Below are 23,292 nucleotides of genomic sequence, written 5' to 3' on the forward strand. Positions count from 1 at the left end.
TCCGCCTCGTGTTTTATTTTGCCTCTTCAAAAAGCTCCCCAAACAGGTCACCCAGTTTCACGCCACTTTCTTCCTGGTTTTCCTGGTGTTTATCAACTTGTTTGGGCTGCTTTTTGGCCTTGTCCCGCAGAGCCTGGCGAAGACTCAGGCTCATGCGATGGGCTTCCTGGTCTACCCCCAGGACTTTAACCGGGATAACATCCCCTATATTTACCACATCCTCGGGCTTTTCTACGTGCCGGTCCGCCAGCTGGGAGATATGCACCAGGCCCTCAATACCCGGTTCGACTTCTACAAAAGCGCCAAAGGGAGCCAGGCGCAGAACTTTACCTTCCACAATCGTTCCCACCGGGTAACGGCTGGCGGCCGTATCCCAGGGATTGGGCAGGAGTTGTTTGCGTCCCAGGGAAACTTTACCTTCTTCCCTGTCGATACCCAGAATTTTGACTTCGATTTCCTGGCCTTCCTGCAGGGCATCCCTGGGGTGTTCCACCCGGCCCCAGGAAATTTCCGAGACATGGAGCAGGCCATCGACACCGCCCAGATCGACGAAGGCACCAAAGTTGGTCAGCCGCCGGACGATACCTTTACGTACCTGGCCTACCTCCAGGCTATCCCAGGTAGCCTGGCGTTGTTTTTCATACTCTTCTTCCAGGATGGCTTTCTGGGAAAGAACAACTTTATTCTTGCTGCGGTCCAGCTCGATGACCCGCAGGCGCAAAGTTTTACCCAGGTAGGCGTTTAAGTCTTCGACGTAACCCCTTTCTATGAGGGAAGCTGGGACGAAACCCCTGACGCCTACATCGACCAGTAAACCACCTTTAACTACTTCGATAACTTCACCCTGAATTTCGGCGCCGCTGGCCAGGTGTTCCTCCAGTTTCTCCCAGGCAACCCGGCGGTCAGCGCGGCGCTTGGATAAAACGGGATGGCCTTCTTCGTTTTCGGGTTTTAAAACCATGACATTGATGGTATCGCCTACGGCTACTACTTCACGGGGGTCGCTTATATTACGGTGTGTGAGCTCATTTAAAGGAATAATACCCTCGCACTTGCCTCCTACATCCACCAGGACCTCATTATCGTTAACCTGGACTACTGTACCCGTGACAATGCTACCCCGCCGTAGTTCAGGCATTTTAGCTTCCATTTGTTGCATTTCATTTTTTTGCTCTTCTTGTTGTTCTCCGGGAGCGGCCGGTTCCGTAATTACCGGCTCTGCCGGAACAGCTGCGGCTCCTGCTGCTCCCGTGGTGTCCTCTGCCCCTGCGGATGTAACGGCAGAACTATTTTCCGGTTTACCTTCAACCTCGTTATTTTCCCCGGCCGGCGCGAAGTCAGCTCCTTCCGGTACCCTTGCCGGTTCCTTTTCATCTTCTGGGAATAGTACCTTTTCCTGTTCAGCCAGCATTGCTACTACCTCCTCAATAATCCACGCTGGGGTCGAAGCGCCACCTGTAACCCCGACCCTCCGGGCATTAATAAACCACTGGCGACACAACTCCCCGGCCCTTTCTATGTGGTAGGTCGGCGTCCCCGTAGCCCGGCAGAGCTCTGCCAGGTGCCGGGTGTTGGCGCTCTCCTTACCGCCGACTACCAACATTACGTCTACCTGGCGCGCAAGGTTAACTGCTGCTTCCTGGCGCCGGCGGGTAGCATGGCAAACGGTATTGTGTACTACCAGAGTGTCCGTATTGGAACGCAGAACAGCTGCAACTTGCTCCAACCTCTCCTCCGGCTGGGTGGTCTGGGCTAAAACCGCCCGCCGGGGGTGAAAGGGTAGGGTTGCTGCTGCTTCTTTATTGGGAACTACTACTGCCCCTGGACCGGCCCAGCCGAGTAACCCTTCAACCTCGGGGTGTGCCGGATCACCTACAATTATTACCTGGTAACCCTCATCAGCCAGTTTCCTGGCCAGGCGCTGGGCCCGCGCTACGTAGGGGCAGGTAGCATCGATAACCTCCAGGCCCTTTTCCCGGGCCGCGGCTAAAATTTCCGGCGTCACGCCGTGGGAACGGATTAATACCCGGCCGCTATCTACTTCTTCCAGGGAATTTACCGGGTGGACACCTTCACTGGCCAGTTGTTCCACTACTTGCCGGTTATGGATTAGGGCCCCCAGGGAAGCGACCGGTTTGGGAGCCTCCCTGGCTTGTTTTACGGCCCGCGTGACGCCAAAACAAAAGCCCGCATAATCAGCAACAATCACTTCCACTAAAGCTCTTCTCCTGATTAAGGGCTAAAATTTAGTTTGCTAATTCAAGCCAAACATTATTTACATTTCGCGAAAAAGAAGCAAATTCCTGCCTGTCATTAAAAAAAGCTGGCTTTAAGCCAGCATTCTGGCTACTGCCTGGTAAGCGGCAGCTGTCAGGTCCTCGACCTGGTGGGGTGTACTTGGACCAGCAGTCTCCAATTTTAAAGGCTGGCCGAAGATAACTTTAATCCTTCCGCCACGAAAGACTCTATTGGTATTTTTTATAGCCACCGGCAGCACAGGGGCACCGGCTTTCAAGGCCAGCAGGGCGGCGCCATGCTGAAAAGGAAGGAGCCGGCCGTCCTTGCTGCGGGTACCCTCGGGAAACATCCCGAGGACCTGGCCGTCACGGAGGATCTCCAGGGCTGCTTTTAAAGCCGCCCGGTCGGAGCGCCCCCGCCGGACGGGAAAGGCGTGCAGCCCCTTGATTAGCCAATTAACTATGGGAATATGGAAAAGCTCTTCCTTGGCCATAAAACGCACCGTCCGGGGAGAGGCCACGCCGACAACCACCGGGTCCAGAAGGGAGATATGGTTGGCAATAACGATAACCGGTCCTTCAAGGGGGAAGTTTTCCCGTCCCTGAACTTCCCAACGACAGAAGAAGCGCAAGAAGAGATAACAGACAAATTTAGCCAACTGGTAAAACACCTGGAGGACTCCTCCGAAAATAGGGTACTGCCAATGGTACCTTCTGGGGATTATATGTCCCTGCGCCGCGACCGGCAGGACTACGAAGCGGTTCGGACCGCTGCTCGTCGCCTGCCGCTTGCCCATGATCAGGCTCCTGGTTCCGCAGGCAAATTTTCATGGTTCGCCGGCGGTGGTATTAACCCCATGATGGGCCTGAATTAGTTCCAGCATTTTCGCCACCACTTCTTCCACTTTCATATTGGTGGTATCAATGATCACGGCGTCGGGCGCCGGTTGCAAGGGATTAACTTCACGCTGGCTATCCTGGGCATCTCGCCTGCGAATTTCTTCCTTTACAATTTCCAGGTCTACCGGCCGGCCAGAAGCTGTGAGTTCCTGGTAACGCCGCCGCGCTCTCTCTTCCAGGGAAGCCGTCAGGAAAAACTTGTAGGGCGCTTCCGGGAGAACATTGGTGCCGATATCGCGGCCGTCCATGACCACCCGGTTGCAGGAGGCCATTTGCCGCTGGAGCTCCACCAGCCGCCGCCGCACTCCTGGGACCCGGGCGACAGTTGATACAAGGTGAGAAACAGTTTCCTGCCGGATGGCTGCCGTAATTTCCTCACCATCGCAATAAACCTTCACCGTGCCGGCAGCCGTATTTTCCAGCTTGATAGTAGTAGCCTCTGCCAGGGCCACCAGCTGCCGTTCGTCGGCCAGGTCTATTCCCTGGCGCAAGGCTTTCCACGTCAGGGCCCGGTACATAGCCCCGCTGTCAATATATAGATAATCCAGCTTTTGCGCCAGGAGCCTGGCTGCTGTGCTTTTACCGGCCCCGGCCGGACCGTCGATGGCTACGTTACCGTACAATCTATGCATCACTCTTCTTCCCGAACTTCTACCCCCAGCAGAGCCAGGTCGGTGGCAAATTGGGGGTAAGAAATGGCCATACACTCAGAACCCTTGATTACCGTTGGCCCTTCGGCTACCAGGGCGGCTACCGCCAGGGCCATTCCCAGGCGGTGATCGCCGTGGCTGTCCACCACCGTTCCCTGGAGGCTGCCCCCTTTGAGCCCTTTAATCAGGAAGCCATCGGGGCGTGCCTGGATATTGGCGCCCATTCTTTCCAGCTCCCGGGCTACCATGGTGATGCGGTCGCTTTCCTTCACCCTCAGTTCGGCCGCGTCACGGATTACCGTTTCTCCTTTAGCCAGGGCGGCGGCTACTGTCAGGACCGGTATTTCATCAATGAGGCGGGGAATGACCTCGCCGCCTATCTCTACACCCCGGAGGCTGCTGGAGGTTACCCGGATATCACCGACCGGCTCGCCGCCGCTTTCGCCAAGGGGTGTTACCGTTATTTGCCCCCCCATAGCCTTTAGTACATCCAGAATGCCGGTCCGGGTGGGATTTAAGTTCACATTTTTTATGGTGATTGTGGCGCGCGGATGGATACAACCGGCTACCAGGAAAAAAGCCGCTGCCGAAATATCCCCTGGAACGCTGATGGTTAACGGCCTTAATGGTTTCCGGCCGGCGATCCTGACTGCCAGCCCTTCGACCTTGATAGCAGCCCCGGCTGCTTTTAGCAGGCGCTCGCTGTGATCCCGTGAGCGGCAGGGTTCGATAATCACCGTCTCCCCGGGGGCAAAAAGGCCGGCAAGCAACAGCGCCGATTTTACCTGGGCACTGGCCACCGGCATGGTGTAGGTAAGGGGCTGCAGGTTGCCGCCCCGGATACTTAAGGGAGCCAGTTCCCCATCATTTCGTCCCCATATCCTGGCCCCCATAGCCGTCAAGGGCCGCGTCACCCGGCCCATAGGGCGCCGGCGCAGGGAGGCGTCGCCGGTAATGACGCTGTAATATGGCTGCCCGGCCAGCACCCCCAGGAGGAGGCGCATGGTGGTACCCGAATTGCCGGCATCCAGGATAGTTTCCGGTTCTTGCAAGGAACCCATCCCTTTACCGCGGACAACTACCCGGCCTTCGTGGGGGCCCTCGATATCTACTCCCAGTTCCTTAAGACATCTTAAAGTGCTGAGGCAGTCGGCCCCCTCCAGGAATCCCTCGATGACCGTTGTCCCTTCGGCGAGAGCCCCTATAATGGCTGCCCGGTGGGAAATCGATTTATCCCCGGGCGGTCTTAAACTCCCTGCCAGAAACGGTGGCGGCTTCACAACAAGCTGCATGCTTTGCCTCCTGTTTCCCCTTCCAAACTACCAGGAATATCTCCCGGTGTCAAGCCGTTTTACAATCCCCGGGCGTTAATACCGCTGCTTTGTAATATTTCTAAAGCTTTGGCGGCAGCGTCGGCTGTGGTAAAGCCGAGGCGGATGCTGCCCCCTTCTCCCTCCCGTACCCGGAGGATTTCGATGTCGATAATATTAATGCCGGCATTACCCAGGGCCGTAGCCATGGCACCAATGACACCCGGCCGGTCGGGGACGGTCGCTACCAGTTCATGGAGGGCGGGCAGCAGGCCCTTTTGCCGTGCCGGGACCTGGGATCTTAAAGAGCGGGCTTGTTGTAAAGCGGCCTGCAGTTCTTCGCCATCACCCCGGGCAATCATCCCTTCCAGGGCTTCCACCTGGCGGCGCCAGCATTTTAACAAAGTGAGAATTGCCTGGCGGTTATAGAGAAAAATATCCCGCCATATAACCGGGTTCCCCGCAGCGATGCGGGTTGTATCCCGGAAACCGCCGGCAGCCAGCATCAATGTTAGGGGATGCTCCCGGGCCAATTCACCGGCTGTTTGCATCAGGCTGACGGCTAAGAGATGGGGTAAATGGCTGATGCCGGCCACCACCAGGTCGTGCTCCTCCGGGTCCAGGGTTATAACCCTTGCTCCCACCGCCCGGAACAGCTCTTCCAGGCGTTGCAAAGCCTCGTTATTTGTGGCCGGGGTCGGTGTCAATACATAGACGGCATTTTCCAGGAGATAGCGGTCGGCGGCCTTGATTCCGGCCCGTTCAGATCCGGCCATGGGATGGCCGCCGACATAAAAAGCCCGACGCGGGATGATACTTTCCAGTTCCCGGACAACGGTTCCTTTGACGCTACCGGTATCGGTAACAATGGTCCCCGGCGCCAGGAAAGGGGCGATAGCCCCGGCTACCTGGCTTAAAGTGCCGACAGGTACGGCCAGGATAACCACCTCGGCCCCGGCGACGGCTTCCTCCGGACTGGAAGCCCGGCTGTTGATGGCACCAAGTTGTACAGCCGCCTGGATGGCCTCTACCTCGCGGTCATAGCCCGCCACTTCCCGGGCCAGACCTCCCTGCAGCAGGGCCAGACCCAGGGATCCGCCAATAAGGCCCAGGCCGATGATGGCCGCTCTTTCAACCAGGGGACCTGATCGTTTGTTACGATTAATGTCCTTTGCTGGCGGTGGGGCCACCGGAACCGGACCCCGGTTTAGTAGCAAGTGGTTTCCCCCCTGTCCCGGGAGTAAGATCCCAGGATTTTTAATAAACCCGTCCTCGCTTTCAGGCCTGCCAGCACTTCTTTTAATGGCGGGGCCGACGCCTCTCCTTCGCAGTCAATGAAGAAAAGGTATTCCCCCAGCTCCTTCTTGGTGGGGCGAGATTCAATGCGGGTCAAATTAATGCCGGCTTCAGCAAAATCTTTTAAAATGGCATAAAGACTCCCCGGCCGGTTGGCCAGGGCCGCCACCACCAGGGAGGTCTTGTAAGGACCGGGGAGGGGCGGTGCCTCCCGGCCCAGGACCCAGAAGCGTGTCTTATTATCCGGGTAATCCTGGATGCCGGTTGCCAGTATTGGGAGCTGGTAGAGCCTGGCGGCAAAGGCCGAAGCGATGGCCGCCAGTTCCGGCCTCCGGCTGGCCTCCCTGGCGGCCTCGGCCGTACTGGCAACCGCCTTAACTTTGGCTCCTGGGAGGTTAGTGGCCAGGTAATGCCGGCACTGGGCCAGGGCCTGGGGGTGGGACCAGACTTCCCGGATGGCTGTCATTTCTTTGGCCTGGCTCAAAAGGCAGTGGCAGATCGGTAATACTACTTCGCCGATTACCTTAAGGCCTTCTTCCTCCAGGATCAGATCCAGGGTGAGGTTCACTGCTCCTTCGATGGAGTTTTCCACCGGTAAAATCCCTGCTCCTGCCTGGCGTTTTTGGACTGCGGCCAGGACTTCCGGGAGGCTAAGGCAGGCCAGGAAAGTAGCCGCCCCGGCCTGCCGGCTGCAATCCACCCGCCGCGCCCAGGTAACTGCCGCCTCATGGGAAAAAGTCCCGGGGGGCCCCAGGTAAGCTATTGCCTTCATGATACCAGGCGCCCCAGTTCCCGCTCGCCGGCAGCGATAATGGGCCGGATTTCCCGGACCAGGCGGGCAAATTGTTCCGGTGTCAGGGACTGGGGACCGTCGGAAAGGGCTTCCTGGGGATTGGGGTGAACCTCGATCATTAAGCCGTCGGCGCCGGCAGCCAGGGCGGCCCTGGCCATGGGCGCAACCATAAACTTGCGCCCGGTGCCGTGGCTGGGATCGACAATGACCGGCAGGTGGGATAAATGCTTTACTGCCGGTACGGCGCTCAGGTCCAGGGTATTGCGGGTGTACGTCTCAAAGGTACGAATGCCCCGCTCGCATAAGATGACATGGCTGTTACCTTCAGCGAGGATATATTCGGCGGCCAGAAGCCATTCCTCGATGGTCGCCGCCAGGCCACGCTTCAACAGCACCGGTTTTTGGGTGCGGCCCACGGCCTGGAGCAGGGCGAAGTTTTGCATGTTGCGGGAACCTATTTGCAGTACATCGGCGACCTGCGCGACTTCAGTGACCAGAGTCGGGTCCATGATCTCCGTCACCACAGGCAAACCGGTAACTTCCCGGGCTTCGGCCAGAAATTCCAGGCCTTTAGACGCCAGGCCCTGGAAGGAGTAAGGTGAGCTGCGGGGTTTATAGGCGCCCCCCCGCAGCATGGTCGCCCCGGCCTCGCGAACGGCCATGGCGGTTTCCAGGAGCTGCTCCCGGCTTTCCACCGCGCAGGGTCCGGCGATAATGTGGACCTGGCGGCCGCCAATGGTCAACTCCCTTACCGGTACTATGGTGTCCTCGGGGTGAAAGTCCCGTCCGGCCAGTTTGTAGGGGTGTAAAATGGGCACCACCTTTTCCACCCCGGGCAGAGCGGCCAGGGTCTCAGCCCTTAAACGTGTCTTATCGCCGATGGCACCTATTACGGTCCGTTCTACTCCCCGAGACAGGTGCACCTTGAACCCCTCCCGTTCCAGGCGCGCTATCACATTTTGCTGTTCTTCAGAAGTTGCCCCGGGCTCCATGATAATGATCATTTGTACCCCCCCTGCAAAAGCAAAACGTCACCCCGCCAGGAGTGACGTTTTTTAAATCCCATCTCTCCTGCCGTCCTACCATCCTGCCATTTAAACAACCCTTGAGTATATCCTACCATACTACAATTTAGACTATAGCACAGTGCCCCCCTCCTGGCAAGGGGACTTTTATTGTTTTTATATAGCCTGGCGCAAACTATGCACAAGTTCTGCAGCTGCCGGCACGCCCCCTTTACGGAGCGCCTGAACGACGGCGCTGCCAACGATAATGCCGTCGCAGAGAGGGGCCAGGAGCCTGGCCTGTTCAGCATTACTGATACCAAAACCCACTCCCAGGGGGAGGTCCGTTGTCTGCCGCACCCTGGCGAGATAAGCTGCAATGCCCGGCGGCAGGCCTTCCCTGGCTCCGGTTACCCCGGTCAGGGAAACGCAGTAGATAAAGCCCTGCGCTGCCGCGGCAATTTGCTGCAGGCGTTCTGCCGGCGTAGTCGGCGCCACCAGGGGAATGGCCGCTAGTTTTACCGCTGCTAATTTTTCTCGCAAAGGGGCGCTTTCTTCCAGGGGCAGGTCGGGAACGATCAGGCCGTCTACCCCGGCCGCGGCCAGATCGGCAGCCAGCGCTGTCAGGCCGTACTGGAGGAGGGGATTGTAGTAGCTCATAAGGACCAGGGGCAGGCTCACCCGGGAGCGTAAATCCTTAACCATATCCAGGATTTTCTTTAAATTCGTCCCCCCGGCCAGGGCGCGGGTGCTGGCGGCCTGGATGACCGGGCCATCGGCCACGGGATCGGAGAAGGGTACCCCCAGCTCAATGATATCAACCCCGGCTGCCGCCAGTTCCTCAACGGCCGCCGCCGTCACCTCCAGGGAAGGATCCCCGGCACAGAGGTAGACGATTAAGGCCTTGCGCCCTTCCTTTTTCCTGGCGGCAAAGGCAGCGGCGATCCTTTCAACACCCATGGTTTTTTCCTCCCTCCTGAAGCACAGCTTCCACCTGCTGGACGTCCTTATCGCCGCGGCCGGAGAGATTAACAACGATAATTTCGTCCTGTGATAACCCGGGGGCCACTTTCATGGCCAGGGCCACCGCATGGGCACTCTCCAGGGCCGGAATGATGCCTTCAGTACGGCTCAGCAGTTGGAAAGCCTCCAGAGCCTCGGCATCGGTAATGGCCACATAAGTGGCCCGGCCGCTGTCTTTAAGGTAGCTATGCTCCGGTCCTACGCCGGGATAATCGAGGCCGGCTGAAAGCGAGTATACCGGCTTGATCTGGCCGTTTTCGTCCTGGACGATATAGCTGTAAGCTCCCTGGAAGACGCCGGGCCGGCCGGCAGTTAACGAGGCTGCATGCCGGCCGGTATTTAACCCCAGTCCGGCCGCTTCGGCGCCCCACATCTTGACACCGGTGTCCTGGATAAAGGGATAAAAGAGGCCCATGGCGTTGCTGCCCCCACCAACACACGCAATGAGGTGGTCCGGCAGGCGTCCTGTAGCTTCCAGGACCTGCTGCCGTGTTTCTGCACCGATGACGGCCTGGAAGTCCCGGACCATCATGGGGTAGGGGTGGGGACCAACAACTGAACCGATTAGATAATAGGTGGTCCGGACATTGGTAACCCAGTCCCGCAGGGCTTCATTTACGGCATCCTTTAAAGTTCGGCTGCCGGCCGCCACGGGGATTACCCTGGCCCCCAGGAGTTCCATGCGGAAGACATTCAGGGCCTGGCGGCGGGTATCTTCTTCCCCCATGTAAATTTCGCATTCCATTCCCAGGAGGGCGGCCACGGTGGCTGTGGCCACCCCGTGCTGGCCGGCACCGGTTTCGGCAATAAGGCGTTTTTTGCCCATGCGCCGGGCGAGCAAAGCCTGGCCCAGGGCGTTATTCAGCTTGTGGGAACCGGTATGGTTGAGATCTTCGCGCTTCAGGTAGATCCGGGCCCCGCCCAGATGCCTGGTGAGATTGGCTGCGAAATATAGAGGTGTCGGCCGGCCGGCGTACTGCTCAAGGTAATATTTTAATTCCCCTTGAAAGGCGGCATCCTCCCTGGCCTCCCGGTATGCCTTTTCGATTTCGCTCAGGGCCGGCATGAGGGTTTCGGGTACGAAGCGCCCGCCGTAGGGACCAAAATGCCCCCGGCTGTCTGGTAAGGTCATATTGCTTTTACCTCCGTATCAGTATTTTCACCTCTTCGCTAGGGGTGATGCGGTGGCTGGACGGCTGACCTGCTCTTCAGCTTCCCTCACAGCCCGGAGAAATGAAAGTATTTTGACCGGATCCTTGCGGCCGTTTGTTTCCACGCCGCTGGCGACATCGACGGCATAGGGCCGCACGGTACGGATGGCGGTGCCAACATTTTCGGGTGTCAGGCCCCCGGCCAGGATGATAGGCCGGCCCCTGGCCACGGCATCTTTGGCCAGTTCCCAGTTAAAGGTCCGGCCGCTGCCGCCGGCGACCCCCGGGACATAAGCATCCAGAAGGAAGCCCTGTACCTCCGGGTAAGAGTCCATGGCCCGGATAAAGCTGGCATCCCGTACCCGGAAGGCTTTAATGACCCGCTGGGAAAAACCGCGGCAGTATTCCGGCGGTTCGTCACCATGGAGCTGAAGGACATCCAGGCGGCAGAAGGAGGCTATTTCCATAAGGCTGTAACGGGGCTCATTCACGAAAACGCCTACCGTCGTGGTAAAGGGCGGCAGTTTCATGATTATCTCCCGGGCGGTTTCCGGGTTTATCTGCCTGGGACTCCTGGCAAAGACAAAACCCAGGGTATCGACGCCGGCGTCCAGGACCATCCGGGCTTCTTCATAGCTCTGGATGCCGCAAATTTTTACCCTGACCATTTAACGCCACTCCTGTTATGCTTTAGGATACCTCAACTCGGCGATTTTTGCACTTACATCTCCCGCCGTCATCAGGGCTTCCCCCACCAGGATGGCATCAACGCCGGCCCCGGCTACCAGGGCCGCATCGGCCCGGCTCATGATCCCGCTTTCGCTGACCACTACGGGCCCCGGGGGGATCAAGGGCCGTAAAGCAAGGGTGGTATGCAGGTCGACTTTAAAGGTCCGTAAATCCCGGTTATTGATGCCGATAATCCCGGCGCCGGCCTGGAGGGCCACTTCAACTTCTGCCTCCGTATGGACTTCCACCAGGGCCCCCAGCTCAAGCCTAGCCGCCAGGGCCAGGTATTCCTGCAGTTCTGCCGGCTCCAGGGCGGCGACAATTAGCAGCACAGCATCGGCACCTAAAGCCCGGGCTTCATAAATCTGGTAGGGGTCAACAATAAAATCCTTGCGGAGCAGCGGCAGGGAGGTTACCTGCCGCACCCGGGACAGGTACTCCGGCTTACCCTTAAAGTAGCGCCAGTCTGTTAATACGGAAATGGCCGCCGCCCCGGCAGCTGTATAAAGCCGGGCCTGCTCCTCCGGGTCAAAGGCGTCCCGGATCAGGCCCCGGGAAGGTGAAGCCTGCTTTAATTCGGCAATGAGGTTCAGGTCGGCCCCCCGGCGGCGCAGGGCGGCGCTGAAATCCCCGGTCAAGGGTAAATTTTTTACCTCCTTTTCCAGTTGGGCCAGGGGCCTTTGCTCCCTGGCCGTCGCCACTTCCCGGCGTTTATGGGCCAGAATCTCCGCCAGCATCAGGCAGCCCAGCTTTCTATCCAGGCCGTCATATTCTGGAGTTTGGCCATGGCGGCGCCGGAATCAATGCTTCTTTCCGCTGCCGCCAGGGCAGCGGAAAGGGAGGTTTCCACTCCTGCAGCCAGGAGACCGAAGGCGGCGTTCAAAAGGACCACGTCCCGGGCCGGGCTCTTTTCGCCCTTCAGTACGGAGCGGGTAATGGCAGCATTATCGGCTGCCGTCCCCCCGGCCAGGTCTTCTAAACTGGCCCGGGGCAGGCCGGCATCCTCGGGATAAAAGGTATAAGTGGTGAGGCGGCCGTGATCCAGGCAGGTTATTTTCGTAGGTCCGGTGGTGGTGACTTCGTCCAGGCCGTCGCTGCCGTGGACCACGTAGGCCCGGCGGCTCCCCAGCCGCCCCAGGACAGCGGCAACTGTTTCCGTTAAAGAAGGATCATAGACGCCCACCAGCTGACAGGGGGCACCGGCCGGATTGGTAAGAGGACCAAGGAGGTTAAAGACGGTGCGGATGCCGATTTCCCGGCGCGGACCGGCGGCATACTTCATGGCACCGTGGAATACCGGGGCAAAAAGGAAAGCCATGCCCACCTCATCCAGGCAGCTGGCCACGGCTGCCGGCGGCAAGTCAACCTTGATCCCCAGGGCCTCCAGCACATCGGCGCTGCCGCAGCGGCTGGATACGGAACGATTGCCGTGTTTGGCTACGGCCACACCGGCGCCGGCAATAACGAAGGCGGCCGTGGTGGAAATGTTAAAAGTATGGCGGCCGTCACCGCCGGTCCCGCAGGTGTCAATAAAGACCCGGTGGCGGGTGGTGAGGCCGGCCGCCCGGCGGCGCATGCTCCGGGCAAAGCCGGTGATTTCTTCTACCGTTTCGCCCTTCAGGCGCAGGGCGGTAAGAAAGGCAGCTATCTGGGCCGGGGTGGCTTCGCCTGTCATAATCATATCCATTGCTTGCTCAGCTTCGCTTTCACTTAAATCCCGGCCAGCTACTACCTGGCCAATTAGGGACTTTAACACTCTGCTCATCTCCCCTCGTAAAGGATAGTTTAGCTGGCTTTGTAAGCTTCTAAAAAATTTTTCAGTAATTCCTTGCCCACCATTGTCAGGATGGATTCGGGATGAAACTGGACTCCTTCCACTGGTAAGTGGCGGTGGCGCAAGCCCATCAATTCACCGGTCTCGCTGCGCGCCGTGATTTCCAGGCAGTCCGGCAGGGTCTCTTCTTCAACTATCAGGGAATGATAACGGGTGGCAGTGAAAGGATTGGGCAGGTTGCGATAAATAGTCTTACCGTCGTGGGTAATACTTGAGGTCTTGCCGTGCATCAGCCTCCCGGCCCGTACCACCCGGCCGCCGAAAGCCTGGGCTATGCTCTGGTGCCCCAGGCAAACCCCCAGGATGGGGATTTTCCCGGCAAAGGCGGTTACGGCCGCCAGTGAGATACCAGCTTCATTGGGGGTGCAGGGACCGGGAGAAAGGACCAGGTAATCAGGCTGCAGGGCAGCAATTTCTTCCAGGGTAATGGCGTCATTACGCCGGACCACCACCTCTTGACCCAGTTCCAAGAAATACTGAACCAGGTTATAGGTAAAGGAGTCGTAGTTATCGATCATTAGCAGCATAGATTTTTTCCTCCCTGGTATTCAAAACCTGCAGCAAAGCCCGGGCTTTATTCAAGGTTTCTTCATATTCACCCTCCGGGTCGGAATCGGCAACTATGCCGGCACCGGCCTGGACAAAGGCCTGCCCCCGGGTAAAAGTGATGGTCCGGATGGCGATGCAGGTATCAAGGTTGCCGTGGAGGCCGAGATACCCCACGGCACCAGCATAAGGTCCCCGCGCCGTCGGCTCCAGTTCGGCAATGATCTCCATAGCCCGCACCTTCGGGGCCCCGGTTACCGTACCCGCCGGGAAACAGGCGAGTAAAGCGTCCAGGGCGTCCTTGCCCGGCGCCAGGCGGGCGGTAATACTGGATACCAGGTGCATGACGTGGGAATAATATTCAACTACCATCTGCCGGGGTACCTGGATACTTCCGGGAGCTGCCACCCGGCCGATGTCATTGCGCCCCAGGTCCAGGAGCATTAGATGCTCGGCCCGCTCCTTTTCACTGGCCAGGAGCTCCCGCGTTAACTCCTGATCCTCCTTGGACGTCCGGCCCCGCGGCCGGGTGCCGGCAATGGGACTGTAGTCAATCTTTCCACCTTCTACCCTAACCAGCATTTCCGGGGAGGCCCCCACCAGTTTTACTTCCGGCAAGTTCAGGTAAAACATATAGGGAGAAGGATTAAGGGCACGCAGGCGCCGGTAAACTGCCAGGGTATCGCCGGCAAAGGGCAGGTTCAAGCGCTGGGAGAGGACGACCTGGAAGATATCCCCGGCAGCGATATATTCTTTGGCTTTTTCTACTCCCTGGATAAATTCCCGCCGGGTTACATTGGCCTGCCACGGTCCGGCAGTAAAGGGAAGGTTACTGTCCTGCCGGAACGTTTTTACCGGCCTATCAAAAGCCTGCAAAAGGCGCCGGACCCCGGCTACGGCATCTTCATAACCTGCTGCCGCCTCTGCCCCGCCCCGGCCCAGGCAGGCCACCCGTACTGTCCGCAGGACGTGGTCATAGATGAGAAATACCCGGTGGAGGGTTAGATAAGTATCCGGCAGTTGCAGGTCGTCCACGGCGTGGCCGGGTAAGCTCTCTATTTCCCGGACCAGGTCGTAACCCAGGTAGCCTACCAATCCCCCGCAGAAACGAGGCCCAGCAACCGGCGGTAGGGATAATTGCGCCATTAACCGGCGTAAAGCCGCCACCGGTTTTTCGGGGAGGAGCTCAGTTTGTCCCCTGGTAGTTAAATAAGCTTTCCCCGCCCGGATTTTAAAAGTCAGCAAGGGATCAAAGCCGATCAAGGAGTAGCGGCCAAGCCTCTCCCCGCCCTCAACACTTTCCAGCAAAAAGCTGTCAGGTTTGTTCGCCAATCTTAAGTACAGGGATATGGGAGTTTCGGTATCGGCCAGGACCTCGGCCCAGACGGGAACATAAGGGGCCTTTTGGGCCAGCTCCAGGTAGGTTTGCCGGTCAGGCTGGATCACCGGTCTCTCCTCCCCTTTAGACAAAATAAAAACCAGCGCTCAAGTGAGCCCTGGTCTAATATACTCTCCTTCACTCTACTCCAGGCTCATCTCCAACTCCACTCCGCTCAACTCAGCTATATTCCTTTGTTGCTAACAGCATATCATGGATAGTAAATAGCTGTCAATAGTTTTCTTTTCGCTATTAACCTAAATCGGGGCGTAATTGTGCTGCCCGGCCCAAATACACATGGACCGGTTCCCGGTCGCTGTAAGCATGGATTAAAACGCGGACAACCCCCGGCAGGCTCCCCGGTACCGGTATTTCGGTAGCACACATCAAGGCTACTTCCTGCCAGCCCAGGCGCCGGGCAGCCTCGGCCGGGAAGGCGGCGTTGAGATCCGGCGTCACCGTAAAAATGGCGCTGATAATGTCTTCTACGGCCAGCCTGTTCCGGGCCAATATTTCGCGGAGCAAACCTTCCGTAGCCGTAAGAATGGCAGCAGCCGTATTCTCCGGCACGTCAACGGCCCCGCGTAAGCCCCGTACTTTTGTTCCCCCGGAACCCTGTTTACCTCCGCCTCCGGGTAAACCCTGAATTTTTTCTTCCATAATTCTCCCCTACCATCCTGCAATTTTTTTACCAGATGCCTGCCATCCTGCCCCTCATACGGCCCGGTGACCCAGACCGATACCTACTTCGTCCAGGTGCAGCAAGCCGATGCCAAAGAAAATGGCCACACTAAGGTGATCATGCCAGCGGGCGATGCCAATTTTACCACCTACATTTAAACCCAGGGCCTTGGGCATGATCTGGGAGAGGGCTTCCCGGGTTGCTCCGGCAACGGCCCCTTCCTCGGGGTGGGTCTCTTTGATGACTCCTTCCCTTTTGGCGGCCACTACGGCCCGCTCCACAATTTTTTGCATGGAATTGATAAATTCGCCGCCGTAATCTACTGCCACCGCTCGTATGCCGCTGGCAGCATACTCTTTCTTCAAACGGGCTTCTTCTTCACGGTTTTCACTAAGGGCCATCCTGATGGCCGCCGCTGCTACCATTTTACTGCCAAACTCCATTTATTACACCACCTGTTTTTCCCATGTACCGATTATATTACATCCAGGCGAACCCTGCAAGGAGATGTATCTGGTGGAGGCATGCTTTCTTCCTGCCAGCATGGTTAGAGATATCAGACTTTGCCGGCCCAAAACTATGCTTATTTGTCGGCTGCAGCCAAGTATTTGCAACACAAAAATACCCTTAACCCATACAATAGGGTTAAGGGCTTTTGTTATAAAGCGCATGTTTCTTATAGTTGCATAAACAAAGGTGCAAATACGAGCGCCACAATGGTCATGAGCTTAATTAAAATGTTCATGGCAGGACCTGAAGTATCCTTGAAAGGATCACCGACGGTATCACCATTGACAGCTGCTGCATGGGCCGGTGAGCCTTTACCGCCGAAATTCCCACCTTCAATATACTTCTTGGCGTTATCCCAGGCGCCGCCGGCGTTGGCCATCATTACGGCCAGCAAAAAGCCCGTCACCGTTGCTCCGGCGAGAAGGCCCCCCAGGGCTTCTTTACCCAGGCCGGGGATCAGCCCCACCGCCAGGGGAACCACTACGGCCAAGAGGCCGGGAATAATCATTTCTTTCAAAGCTGCTCCGGTGCTGATGGCTACACAGCGGGCGTAATCGGGCCGGGCTTTACCTTCCATTAAACCCGGGATGGATTTGAACTGCCGGCGCACTTCTTCAATCATATGGAAGGCAGCCCGCCCCACCGCTTTCATGGTCAAAGCCGCAAAGAGGAAAGGCAGCATCCCGCCGATAAAGAGGCCGCTAACTACTTTGGGGTCAGTCAGGTCAATAGCTGTAATCCTGGCAGCAGCCGTATAGGCGGAAAACAGGGCCAGGGCAGTTAAAGCTGCCGAGCCAATGGCAAAACCTTTACCAATAGCTGCAGTAGTATTGCCAACCGAATCCAGGGCATCGGTAATCTTGCGTACTTTAGGATCCAGCTCTGCCATTTCGGCAATACCGCCGGCATTGTCAGCAATTGGCCCATAGGCGTCCACGGCTACCGTGGTTCCGGTCGTTGACAGCATCCCGACTGCCGCCAGGGCGATACCGTAAAGGCCGGCAAAATGATAGGCAGCAAGGATAGCAATGATAATTACCAGGATGGGTAGAACGGTACTCAACATACCGGTACTTAAGCCCGCAATAATGTTGGTGGCGGTACCGGTCTGGGAAGCTTCGGCAATTTCTTTCACCGGCTCATAATCGCCGGAAGTATAATATTCGGTAATGCGTCCAATGAGAACTCCGGCGATAAGACCGGCAATGGTCGCTATAAATACCCCCGTGGATGTATAGGTCGTAGAACCGACAACAAATTGCGAAGGTAACAGGCGGGTAGCCAGGAATGTACCTATAATCGCCAGGATACTCGCTACCATGGTGCCGGTATTCAAAGCCTTCTGGGCATTGGCTCCCTCGCTGGTCCGGACAAAGAAAGCACCGATAATGGAGGATACAATGCCGGCAGCGGCAATCATCAGGGGTACAAGGGTACCATTGGGAATATTTAAAGTTGCCGCCAGGGCAATACCGGAGATAATGGAGCCAACGTATGATTCAAAAAGATCGGCTCCCATACCGGCGACGTCACCGACATTATCGCCAACGTTATCAGCAATCACCGCTGGATTGCGGGGGTCATCTTCGGGTATACCGGCTTCCACTTTACCCACCAGGTCGGCGCCCACATCGGCCGCCTTGGTATAAATACCGCCGCCCACTCGGGCAAAAAGGGCGATGGAGCTGGCTCCCAGGGCAAAGCCATTGACAATACTGGGATTTTTAAAAATGAGATTAACAATACCGAGGCCTAAAAGGCCGAGACCAACTACAGCCATACCCATAACTGAGCCGCCGGAAAAGGCTATTTCCAAGGCAGCGTTGGAACTGTGACGGGCGGCATTGGCCGTCCGGACGTTGGCCCTGGTAGCCACCTGCATACCAATATAGCCGGCCCCAATAGAGCACAGGGTTCCAGCTACATAGGCAACGGCCGTTACCGGCTGCATGCTTTCAGCACCCTGGGTAAGAAGGCCGGTAATTACGATTAGAGCCGCCATACCCAGAACAAAAAAGATCAGGGTGCGGTATTCCCGCATTAAAAAAGCCATGGCCCCTTCATGGATGGCTGCCGCGATTTCCTGCATGCGCGCGTTCCCGGGATCGGCCCTGTTAATTTTGTTGGTGAGGTAAAAGGCGAACACAAGCGCCAGTATCCCTGCTATAGGTGCCAGGAGTTCCACAAAACTTCCTCCCCTTCGAAAAATTATACTTTAACTCCTTTTATTATTACCAATATAATACCTCAGCCACTCCTCTAACCAGGACAAACTAATAGATTAAAGCCCCGGGAAATTCCCGGGGCTTCCTTCACCCCGTATGGTTCCCGCCTGCTTTACTTTTTCAACCAGGGCATCATTTCCCGTAATGTATCGCCGACCTGTTCGATGAGGTGCTCCCGTTCTTTTTTCCTTAAAGCAGTAAAGCTCGGCCTGCCGGCCTGATTTTCCAGGATCCACTCCCGGGCGAAGACGCCGTCCTGAATCTCTTTAAGGATGGCCTTCATGTTGGCCCGGACATGGTCGTCAATAATCCTGGGACCCCGGGTGACATCGCCGTACTCAGCGGTGTCGCTGATAGAATAGCGCATGTACTTGATACCGCCCTCATACATGAGGTCGACAATAAGCTTCAGTTCGTTCAGGCATTCAAAGTAAGCGATTTCCGGCTGGTAGCCTGCCTCCACCAGGATCTCGAAGCCGGCCTTGACCAGGGCGGTGGCCCCGCCGCAGAGGACGGCCTGTTCACCAAACAGGTCAGTTTCGGTTTCCTCTTTGAAAGTAGTTTCAATTACGCCGGCCCGGGCCGCACCTATGCCTTTAGCATAAGCCAGGCCGATTTCTTTGGCCCTGCCGCTGGCATCCTGGTGAATGGCTAGTAGAGCCGGTACTCCCTGACCCTCAACATACATGCGGCGTACCAGGTGACCGGGGCCTTTGGGAGCAACCATGATGACGTCGACATCCGGAGGAGGGACAATCTGGTTGAAGTGAATATTAAAACCGTGGGAGAACATAAGTACCTTGCCTGCCGTAAGGTGCGGGGCGATCTCTTCCCGATAGACCCTGGCCTGGGTCTCGTCCGGCAGCAAAATCTGGATAATATCGGCTGCAGCCGCAGCTTCAGCCACCGTCGCGACCTTTAATCCCGCAGCCTCAGCTGCCGTCCGGGATTTGCTGTCAGGTCGCAGGCCCACAATTACATCCAGGCCACTGTCCTTTAAGTTCTGTGCCTGGGCATGTCCCTGGCTGCCATAGCCCATAACGGCGATTTTTTTGCCTTTAAGGACGCCCAGGTCGGCATCCTGCTCATAATATACAACGGCCACTTTCCTCCTGGCCCTAAAAAGCCGGCCAGGAATTCACCTCCTGTAGAATATATTAAACTTACATATTCGCACCCCATGCGGAAATTCCTGCCTGGGAAGTAAAATTCAACGTTTTGCGTACCTAGTATTCTATCCCTTTCCTGGCCTTTATCCCCTTTTCATAGGGGTGCTTTACCTGGCGCATTTCCGTTACCAGGTCAGCAACCTCAATAATTCCAGCCGGGGCGTTGCGGCCGGTGAGGATTACTTCCACCTGCGGTGGCCGCTCCGCCAGGAAAGCCAGGACTTCTTCTTCTGTTAACAGGCCAAAATAAAGGGCGTTGTTGATCTCATCCAGGATGAGGATGTCCACCCTGCCGCCGAGCATGGCTTCCCGGGCAAAGGATAAGGCCGCCCGGGCCTGCTCATAATCTTCCGGCCTGGCGCCGCCCCGGTGGATGAAACCTTTACGGCCGAAGGTTTTTACCTCCACCTCCGGCGCCAGCCGCTGCAAGGCCCTATGTTCGCCGTAATCAGGCGTTTTCATAAACTGGACAATCAATACTTTTAGACCGTGCCCGCAAGCCCGTAAGGCCAGGCCGAAGGCGGCCGTACTCTTGCCTTTAGCCTCGCCGGTATAAACCTGCACCAGCCCCTGTTCCAAACCTGCCAAATTTTCCCCCCTCCTTTCTCTTTCACCTTATTTTACCACACCATCTTTTCAACGAGGAGGAAAATCTAAACCCACCAGGCGATACAGCCTGGCTACTTCAGCAGGGGTAAGGCGGCGGTATTCTCCCGGTTTTAAATCTCCCAGGGTGAGAAAGGCAAATTTAATGCGTTTCAGCCAGACTACCGGGTGACCTACCGTAGCCAGCATGCGCCTTACTTCTCGCTTGCGCCCTTCACGCAGGGTTAATTCCAGCAGGGCATGGTCCCCCTTAATCCGGCGCATTTGTACACACGCCGGGGCGGTAAGGCCATCTTCCAGCTTGACACCCCGGCGCAAACGAGTCATAGTTTTAGCATCCGGAACTCCTTTTACCAGGGCCAGATAAGTTTTAGGTATACGATAGCGCGGGTGGGTGAGCCTTAAGGTCAACTCCCCATCATTGGTAAGCAATAAAAGGCCTTCCGTGGCATAATCCAGGCGGCCGACTGGATATAATCGTGCAGGTATGTCCTTAACAAGGTCAACTACTTTAGGCCGTCCCTGGGGGTCGGAGACTGTTGTTACATAACCGGGAGGCTTATATAATAATACATAGACTTTTTCTTCCGGACCGGTAACAGGCCGGCCATCGACAGTTACTTCGTCCTGGCCCGGTACTATGTGGACTCCCATAGCAGTGACAATTTTACCATTAACCTTTACCCGGCCGGCCCGGATCATCTCCTCGGCATGACGGCGGGAAGCCACCCCCGTTTGGGCCAGGTATTTTTGTAAACGCATAAAAACCTCCGTTAACGTTATTATGTTATCATAATTTACCTTATAAAGACAATAATGCTATACTAATTTTTTATAAAGACTACCCTTACATTGAGACAATCATGCGTCACCGTCTTATCCTGCTTGCCATTGCTATGATTTTTATCTTTTTCCTGTTGGCCGCTGCCATACCCCATGTGGCCAATCTCGATCTCTTGGTCCTGGCAGGTATAATGGCCTGGCGAACGCCTGCGGCTACCCATTTCTTCAGGTTTATTACTTTCTTCGGCACCCCGGCTTTCTTTTATCCTGCTACGGCTGCTTTGAGTCTTGCCTATTATACCTGGCGTCGCTGGCAGGGATTTGGGGCCGTAATAATTACCATGAATGTTACCTGGGGTATTATGGAATGGCTTAAATATATTTTTCACCGTGCCAGGCCCAGCCTCGGGCCCCTGGAACCGGTACCAGGCTTCAGTTTTCCCAGCGGTCACGCCATGATGGGAACCGTCTTCTTTGGTCTCCTGGCCCTGTGGTTGTTAAAAAAATGCCCGCCTCGCTGCCGCGGCCGTGTGGTTCCGGTTACCGTTATTTTTTTGCTTTTATTGGGTTTTAGCCGCCTTTACCTGGGTGTGCACTACCCCACCGATGTCCTGGCCGGTTATGCCGCCGGTATGAGTATCCTGTCCCTCTTCCTGGCCTGGTGGAAAGAAGGCTAGAACGCGGGGAGGTAACGCCATCATGCCGAAAGAATTGTTTACCATTACCCATTATCCCTCTCCTATCGGTAACCTGACGATAGTAACAGGCGTAGCGGGCCTCTGCCGCCTGTCCTTCCCCGGCGAGGAACCTGGGGCGATCCCCAGCTACCTGGCCCAAAAATTCCCCGGCGCAACTATCACCGTGGAGGAAAACGGCAGCTCCTGCCGGGAGGTTATGCGGCAGCTGGACGAGTACTTTGACGGGCGGCGCTTTTCCTTTTCCCTGCGCCTGGACCTCCGCGGTACGCCCTTCCAGCTGGCCGTCTGGTCAGCCCTGCAAAAGATCCCCTATGGTACCACCTGCAGTTACAGTCATATTGCCCGGGTCATCGGCAGGCCCGAAGCGGTCCGGGCCGTTGGACAGGCCATCGGCCGTAATCCAGTCGGTATTATTATACCCTGTCACCGGGTCATAGGTAAGGACGGCCGGCTGGTCGGTTTTGGCGGGGGGCTGGCAACCAAAGAGTGGCTGTTGAATTTCGAGGAGAGGAATTTAAAAACTAACCAAACATCAACCGGCAGATAACGATGGCGGCTATAAGGCTGGAAATATCGGCCAGGAGCCCCAGGGCCAGGGCGTAGCGATAGCGCCGCACCCCCACCGAACCAAAATAAACTGTCAGGACATAAAAGGTAGTATCGGTACTGCCCTGCATCACCGAAGCCAGGCGGCCGATAAAGGAATCCGGGCCGTAGTTGCCGATTAGCTCGGCTGCTATTCCCAGAGCTCCACCGCCGGAAAGGGGCCGCATGATGGCCAGAGGTAAAATTTCTCCCGGCACGCCAATCAGTTGAAGGACAGGGTTCAGTAGCCGCGCCAAGAGGTCCATGGCCCCGGAAGCCCGGAAAACCCCGATAGCCACCAGCATGCCCACCAGGAAAGGAATAATCTTTACTGCTACCTTGAATCCGTCTTCGGCCCCGGCAACAAAGGTTTCATAAACCGGTACGCCCCGCAGGTACCCATACAGGGGGATAAAAAAAAGAACCATGGGAATCGCCCAGCGCGAAACCTCAAGTATGAGTTCAGTCACGGTCCATCACCCCCGGCGCCCGTTATAAAAACGGCGCAAGAAACGATCGGCAACCACGGCCGTGATCATGCTGAACCCGGTTGCTAAAATAGTAGGTCCGACGATGATGGTCGGGTCGGTGGAGCTGGCTGCCGCCCGGATGCCAATAATGGTCGCCGGAATAAGGGTCAGGCAGCCGGTATTTAATCCCAAAAAAGTACACATGGCCGGGGTGGCTTCTTCAGGGCGGGTGTTTAAAGTCTGTAATTCCTGCATAGCCTTGAGGCCAAAGGGGGTGGCGGCATTGCCCAGGCCCAGGATATTAGCGCTTAAATTCATAATGATCGAACCAATGGCCGGGTGATCCCGGGGTATTTCCGGAAAGAGGTAACAGGTAAAGGGGCGTAAAAGCCGCGCCAGCAAGGTTACCAGACCGGCTTCCTCGGCAATCTTTAAAAGCCCGAGCCACATGGCCATGAGCCCTATCAGTTCCAGGGCCAGAGTTACGGCCGTCTGGGCCGCCTCCAGGGAAGCTTCGGTGACTACTTCAATGTGGCCGGTAATGCCGGCCACGATGATGCCTGCTAAAAGCATTAATAACCAGATGATATTAACCATTGCCATCCCCTCCATAATTTGCCTTTCTGATAACTTTTATGAAGGGAGGGCATTTTCTAGAACGGAGCCTGACGGACTGGAAACAAATTAAAAACCCGGTGTTTGAGAACCCGGGC

The 23,292-nt window shown here is 56.7% G+C and carries 24 protein-coding genes; 2 read left to right on the plus strand and 22 right to left on the minus strand.

Translation table 11 applies throughout. The features are described from left to right. Positions 1 to 13: 13 nt before the first annotated feature. The 20 genes from MCACP_RS07700 to MCACP_RS07795 form a co-directional block, all read right to left on the minus strand. Entirely contained in the window at positions 14 to 2,215 is a 2,202-nt protein-coding gene (locus MCACP_RS07700; RefSeq protein WP_406676207.1) for a bifunctional 4-hydroxy-3-methylbut-2-enyl diphosphate reductase/30S ribosomal protein S1, read from the minus strand. Positions 2,216 to 2,329: 114 nt separating this feature from the next. Continuing rightward, positions 2,330 to 2,908, minus strand: coding sequence for a lysophospholipid acyltransferase family protein (locus MCACP_RS07705; RefSeq protein ID WP_406676208.1), 579 nt, complete (start codon positions 2,906 to 2,908; stop codon positions 2,330 to 2,332). Positions 2,909 to 3,064: 156 nt separating this feature from the next. After that, a complete protein-coding gene (gene cmk / locus MCACP_RS07710) occupies positions 3,065 to 3,769 on the minus strand; it encodes a (d)CMP kinase (protein ID WP_406678715.1) in 705 nt (234 codons plus the stop codon). Then, positions 3,769 to 5,079, minus strand: a complete 1,311-nt coding sequence (aroA, locus tag MCACP_RS07715) for a 3-phosphoshikimate 1-carboxyvinyltransferase (RefSeq protein ID WP_406676209.1) — start codon at positions 5,077 to 5,079, stop codon at positions 3,769 to 3,771. The genes cmk and aroA overlap by 1 nt, the downstream gene beginning before the upstream one ends. A 59-nt stretch (positions 5,080 to 5,138) precedes the next feature. Then, complete coding sequence (locus tag MCACP_RS07720; RefSeq protein ID WP_406676210.1) at positions 5,139 to 6,314, minus strand: prephenate dehydrogenase/arogenate dehydrogenase family protein; 1,176 nt, start codon at positions 6,312 to 6,314, stop codon at positions 5,139 to 5,141. Continuing rightward, a complete protein-coding gene (gene pheA, locus MCACP_RS07725) occupies positions 6,305 to 7,165 on the minus strand; it encodes a prephenate dehydratase (protein ID WP_406676211.1) in 861 nt (286 codons plus the stop codon). The genes MCACP_RS07720 and pheA overlap by 10 nt, the downstream gene beginning before the upstream one ends. Beyond that, positions 7,162 to 8,190, minus strand: a complete 1,029-nt coding sequence (aroF, locus tag MCACP_RS07730; protein ID WP_406676212.1) for a 3-deoxy-7-phosphoheptulonate synthase — start codon at positions 8,188 to 8,190, stop codon at positions 7,162 to 7,164. Before aroF ends, pheA begins: the two co-directional genes overlap by 4 nt. A 177-nt stretch (positions 8,191 to 8,367) precedes the next feature. After that, on the minus strand, positions 8,368 to 9,150 hold the full coding sequence (gene trpA, locus MCACP_RS07735; protein ID WP_406676213.1) for a tryptophan synthase subunit alpha: 783 nt from the start codon (positions 9,148 to 9,150) through the stop codon (positions 8,368 to 8,370). Then, positions 9,140 to 10,345: a tryptophan synthase subunit beta gene (gene trpB, locus MCACP_RS07740; RefSeq protein WP_406676214.1), complete on the minus strand. Its 1,206-nt coding sequence runs from the start codon at positions 10,343 to 10,345 to the stop codon at positions 9,140 to 9,142. Before trpB ends, trpA begins: the two co-directional genes overlap by 11 nt. Before the next feature lie 27 nt (positions 10,346 to 10,372). Beyond that, the gene (locus MCACP_RS07745; RefSeq protein WP_406676215.1) at positions 10,373 to 11,032 is read right to left on the minus strand and encodes a phosphoribosylanthranilate isomerase; all 660 of its coding nucleotides are present in this window, start codon (positions 11,030 to 11,032) and stop codon (positions 10,373 to 10,375) included. Positions 11,033 to 11,047: 15 nt separating this feature from the next. Beyond that, positions 11,048 to 11,830 carry an indole-3-glycerol phosphate synthase TrpC gene (gene trpC / locus MCACP_RS07750; RefSeq protein WP_406676217.1) on the minus strand — a complete coding sequence of 261 codons (783 nt, stop codon included), beginning with the start codon at positions 11,828 to 11,830 and terminating at the stop codon, positions 11,048 to 11,050. Next, positions 11,830 to 12,849, minus strand: coding sequence for an anthranilate phosphoribosyltransferase (gene trpD, locus MCACP_RS07755; RefSeq protein WP_406676218.1), 1,020 nt, complete (start codon positions 12,847 to 12,849; stop codon positions 11,830 to 11,832). The genes trpC and trpD overlap by 1 nt, the downstream gene beginning before the upstream one ends. Before the next feature lie 29 nt (positions 12,850 to 12,878). Continuing rightward, complete coding sequence (gene pabA, locus MCACP_RS07760; RefSeq protein ID WP_406676219.1) at positions 12,879 to 13,454, minus strand: aminodeoxychorismate/anthranilate synthase component II; 576 nt, start codon at positions 13,452 to 13,454, stop codon at positions 12,879 to 12,881. Next, on the minus strand, positions 13,435 to 14,919 hold the full coding sequence (gene trpE, locus MCACP_RS07765; RefSeq protein WP_406676220.1) for an anthranilate synthase component I: 1,485 nt from the start codon (positions 14,917 to 14,919) through the stop codon (positions 13,435 to 13,437). The genes pabA and trpE overlap by 20 nt, the downstream gene beginning before the upstream one ends. Before the next feature lie 184 nt (positions 14,920 to 15,103). Beyond that, positions 15,104 to 15,511, minus strand: coding sequence for a chorismate mutase (aroH, locus tag MCACP_RS07770; protein WP_406676221.1), 408 nt, complete (start codon positions 15,509 to 15,511; stop codon positions 15,104 to 15,106). A 54-nt stretch (positions 15,512 to 15,565) separates the two neighbouring features. Then, the gene (locus MCACP_RS07775) at positions 15,566 to 15,976 is read right to left on the minus strand and encodes a HutP family protein (protein WP_406676222.1); all 411 of its coding nucleotides are present in this window, start codon (positions 15,974 to 15,976) and stop codon (positions 15,566 to 15,568) included. A gap of 233 nt (positions 15,977 to 16,209) precedes the next feature. Then, positions 16,210 to 18,228, minus strand: a complete 2,019-nt coding sequence (locus tag MCACP_RS07780; RefSeq protein WP_406676223.1) for a sodium-translocating pyrophosphatase — start codon at positions 18,226 to 18,228, stop codon at positions 16,210 to 16,212. Between the two features lie 152 nt (positions 18,229 to 18,380). Then, positions 18,381 to 19,373: a ketol-acid reductoisomerase gene (gene ilvC, locus MCACP_RS07785; RefSeq protein ID WP_406676224.1), complete on the minus strand. Its 993-nt coding sequence runs from the start codon at positions 19,371 to 19,373 to the stop codon at positions 18,381 to 18,383. 121 nt (positions 19,374 to 19,494) lie between these two features. Next, entirely contained in the window at positions 19,495 to 20,025 is a 531-nt protein-coding gene (cobO, locus tag MCACP_RS07790) for a cob(I)yrinic acid a,c-diamide adenosyltransferase (RefSeq protein ID WP_406676225.1), read from the minus strand. Positions 20,026 to 20,073: 48 nt separating this feature from the next. Beyond that, positions 20,074 to 20,805, minus strand: coding sequence for a pseudouridine synthase (locus MCACP_RS07795; RefSeq protein ID WP_406676226.1), 732 nt, complete (start codon positions 20,803 to 20,805; stop codon positions 20,074 to 20,076). Between the two features lie 101 nt (positions 20,806 to 20,906). Between MCACP_RS07795 and MCACP_RS07800 the strand changes: the two genes are divergently transcribed. Next, entirely contained in the window at positions 20,907 to 21,503 is a 597-nt protein-coding gene (locus tag MCACP_RS07800) for a phosphatase PAP2 family protein (protein ID WP_406676227.1), read from the plus strand. A gap of 22 nt (positions 21,504 to 21,525) precedes the next feature. After that, positions 21,526 to 22,071, plus strand: a complete 546-nt coding sequence (locus MCACP_RS07805; RefSeq protein ID WP_406676228.1) for a methylated-DNA--[protein]-cysteine S-methyltransferase — start codon at positions 21,526 to 21,528, stop codon at positions 22,069 to 22,071. Here MCACP_RS07805 and MCACP_RS07810 read toward each other — a convergent pair. Further along, positions 22,046 to 22,537 carry a spore maturation protein gene (locus tag MCACP_RS07810; RefSeq protein WP_172613728.1) on the minus strand — a complete coding sequence of 164 codons (492 nt, stop codon included), beginning with the start codon at positions 22,535 to 22,537 and terminating at the stop codon, positions 22,046 to 22,048. The genes MCACP_RS07805 and MCACP_RS07810 overlap by 26 nt on opposite strands. Before the next feature lie 48 nt (positions 22,538 to 22,585). Further along, on the minus strand, positions 22,586 to 23,176 hold the full coding sequence (locus MCACP_RS07815) for a nucleoside recognition domain-containing protein (RefSeq protein ID WP_406676229.1): 591 nt from the start codon (positions 23,174 to 23,176) through the stop codon (positions 22,586 to 22,588). Between the last annotated feature and the right edge of the window lie 116 nt (positions 23,177 to 23,292).

Origin of the sequence: Neomoorella carbonis, from assembly GCF_045278715.1 — a bacterium.
Taxonomy (GTDB): Bacteria; Bacillota; DSM-521; order Neomoorellales; family Neomoorellaceae; genus Neomoorella; species Neomoorella carbonis.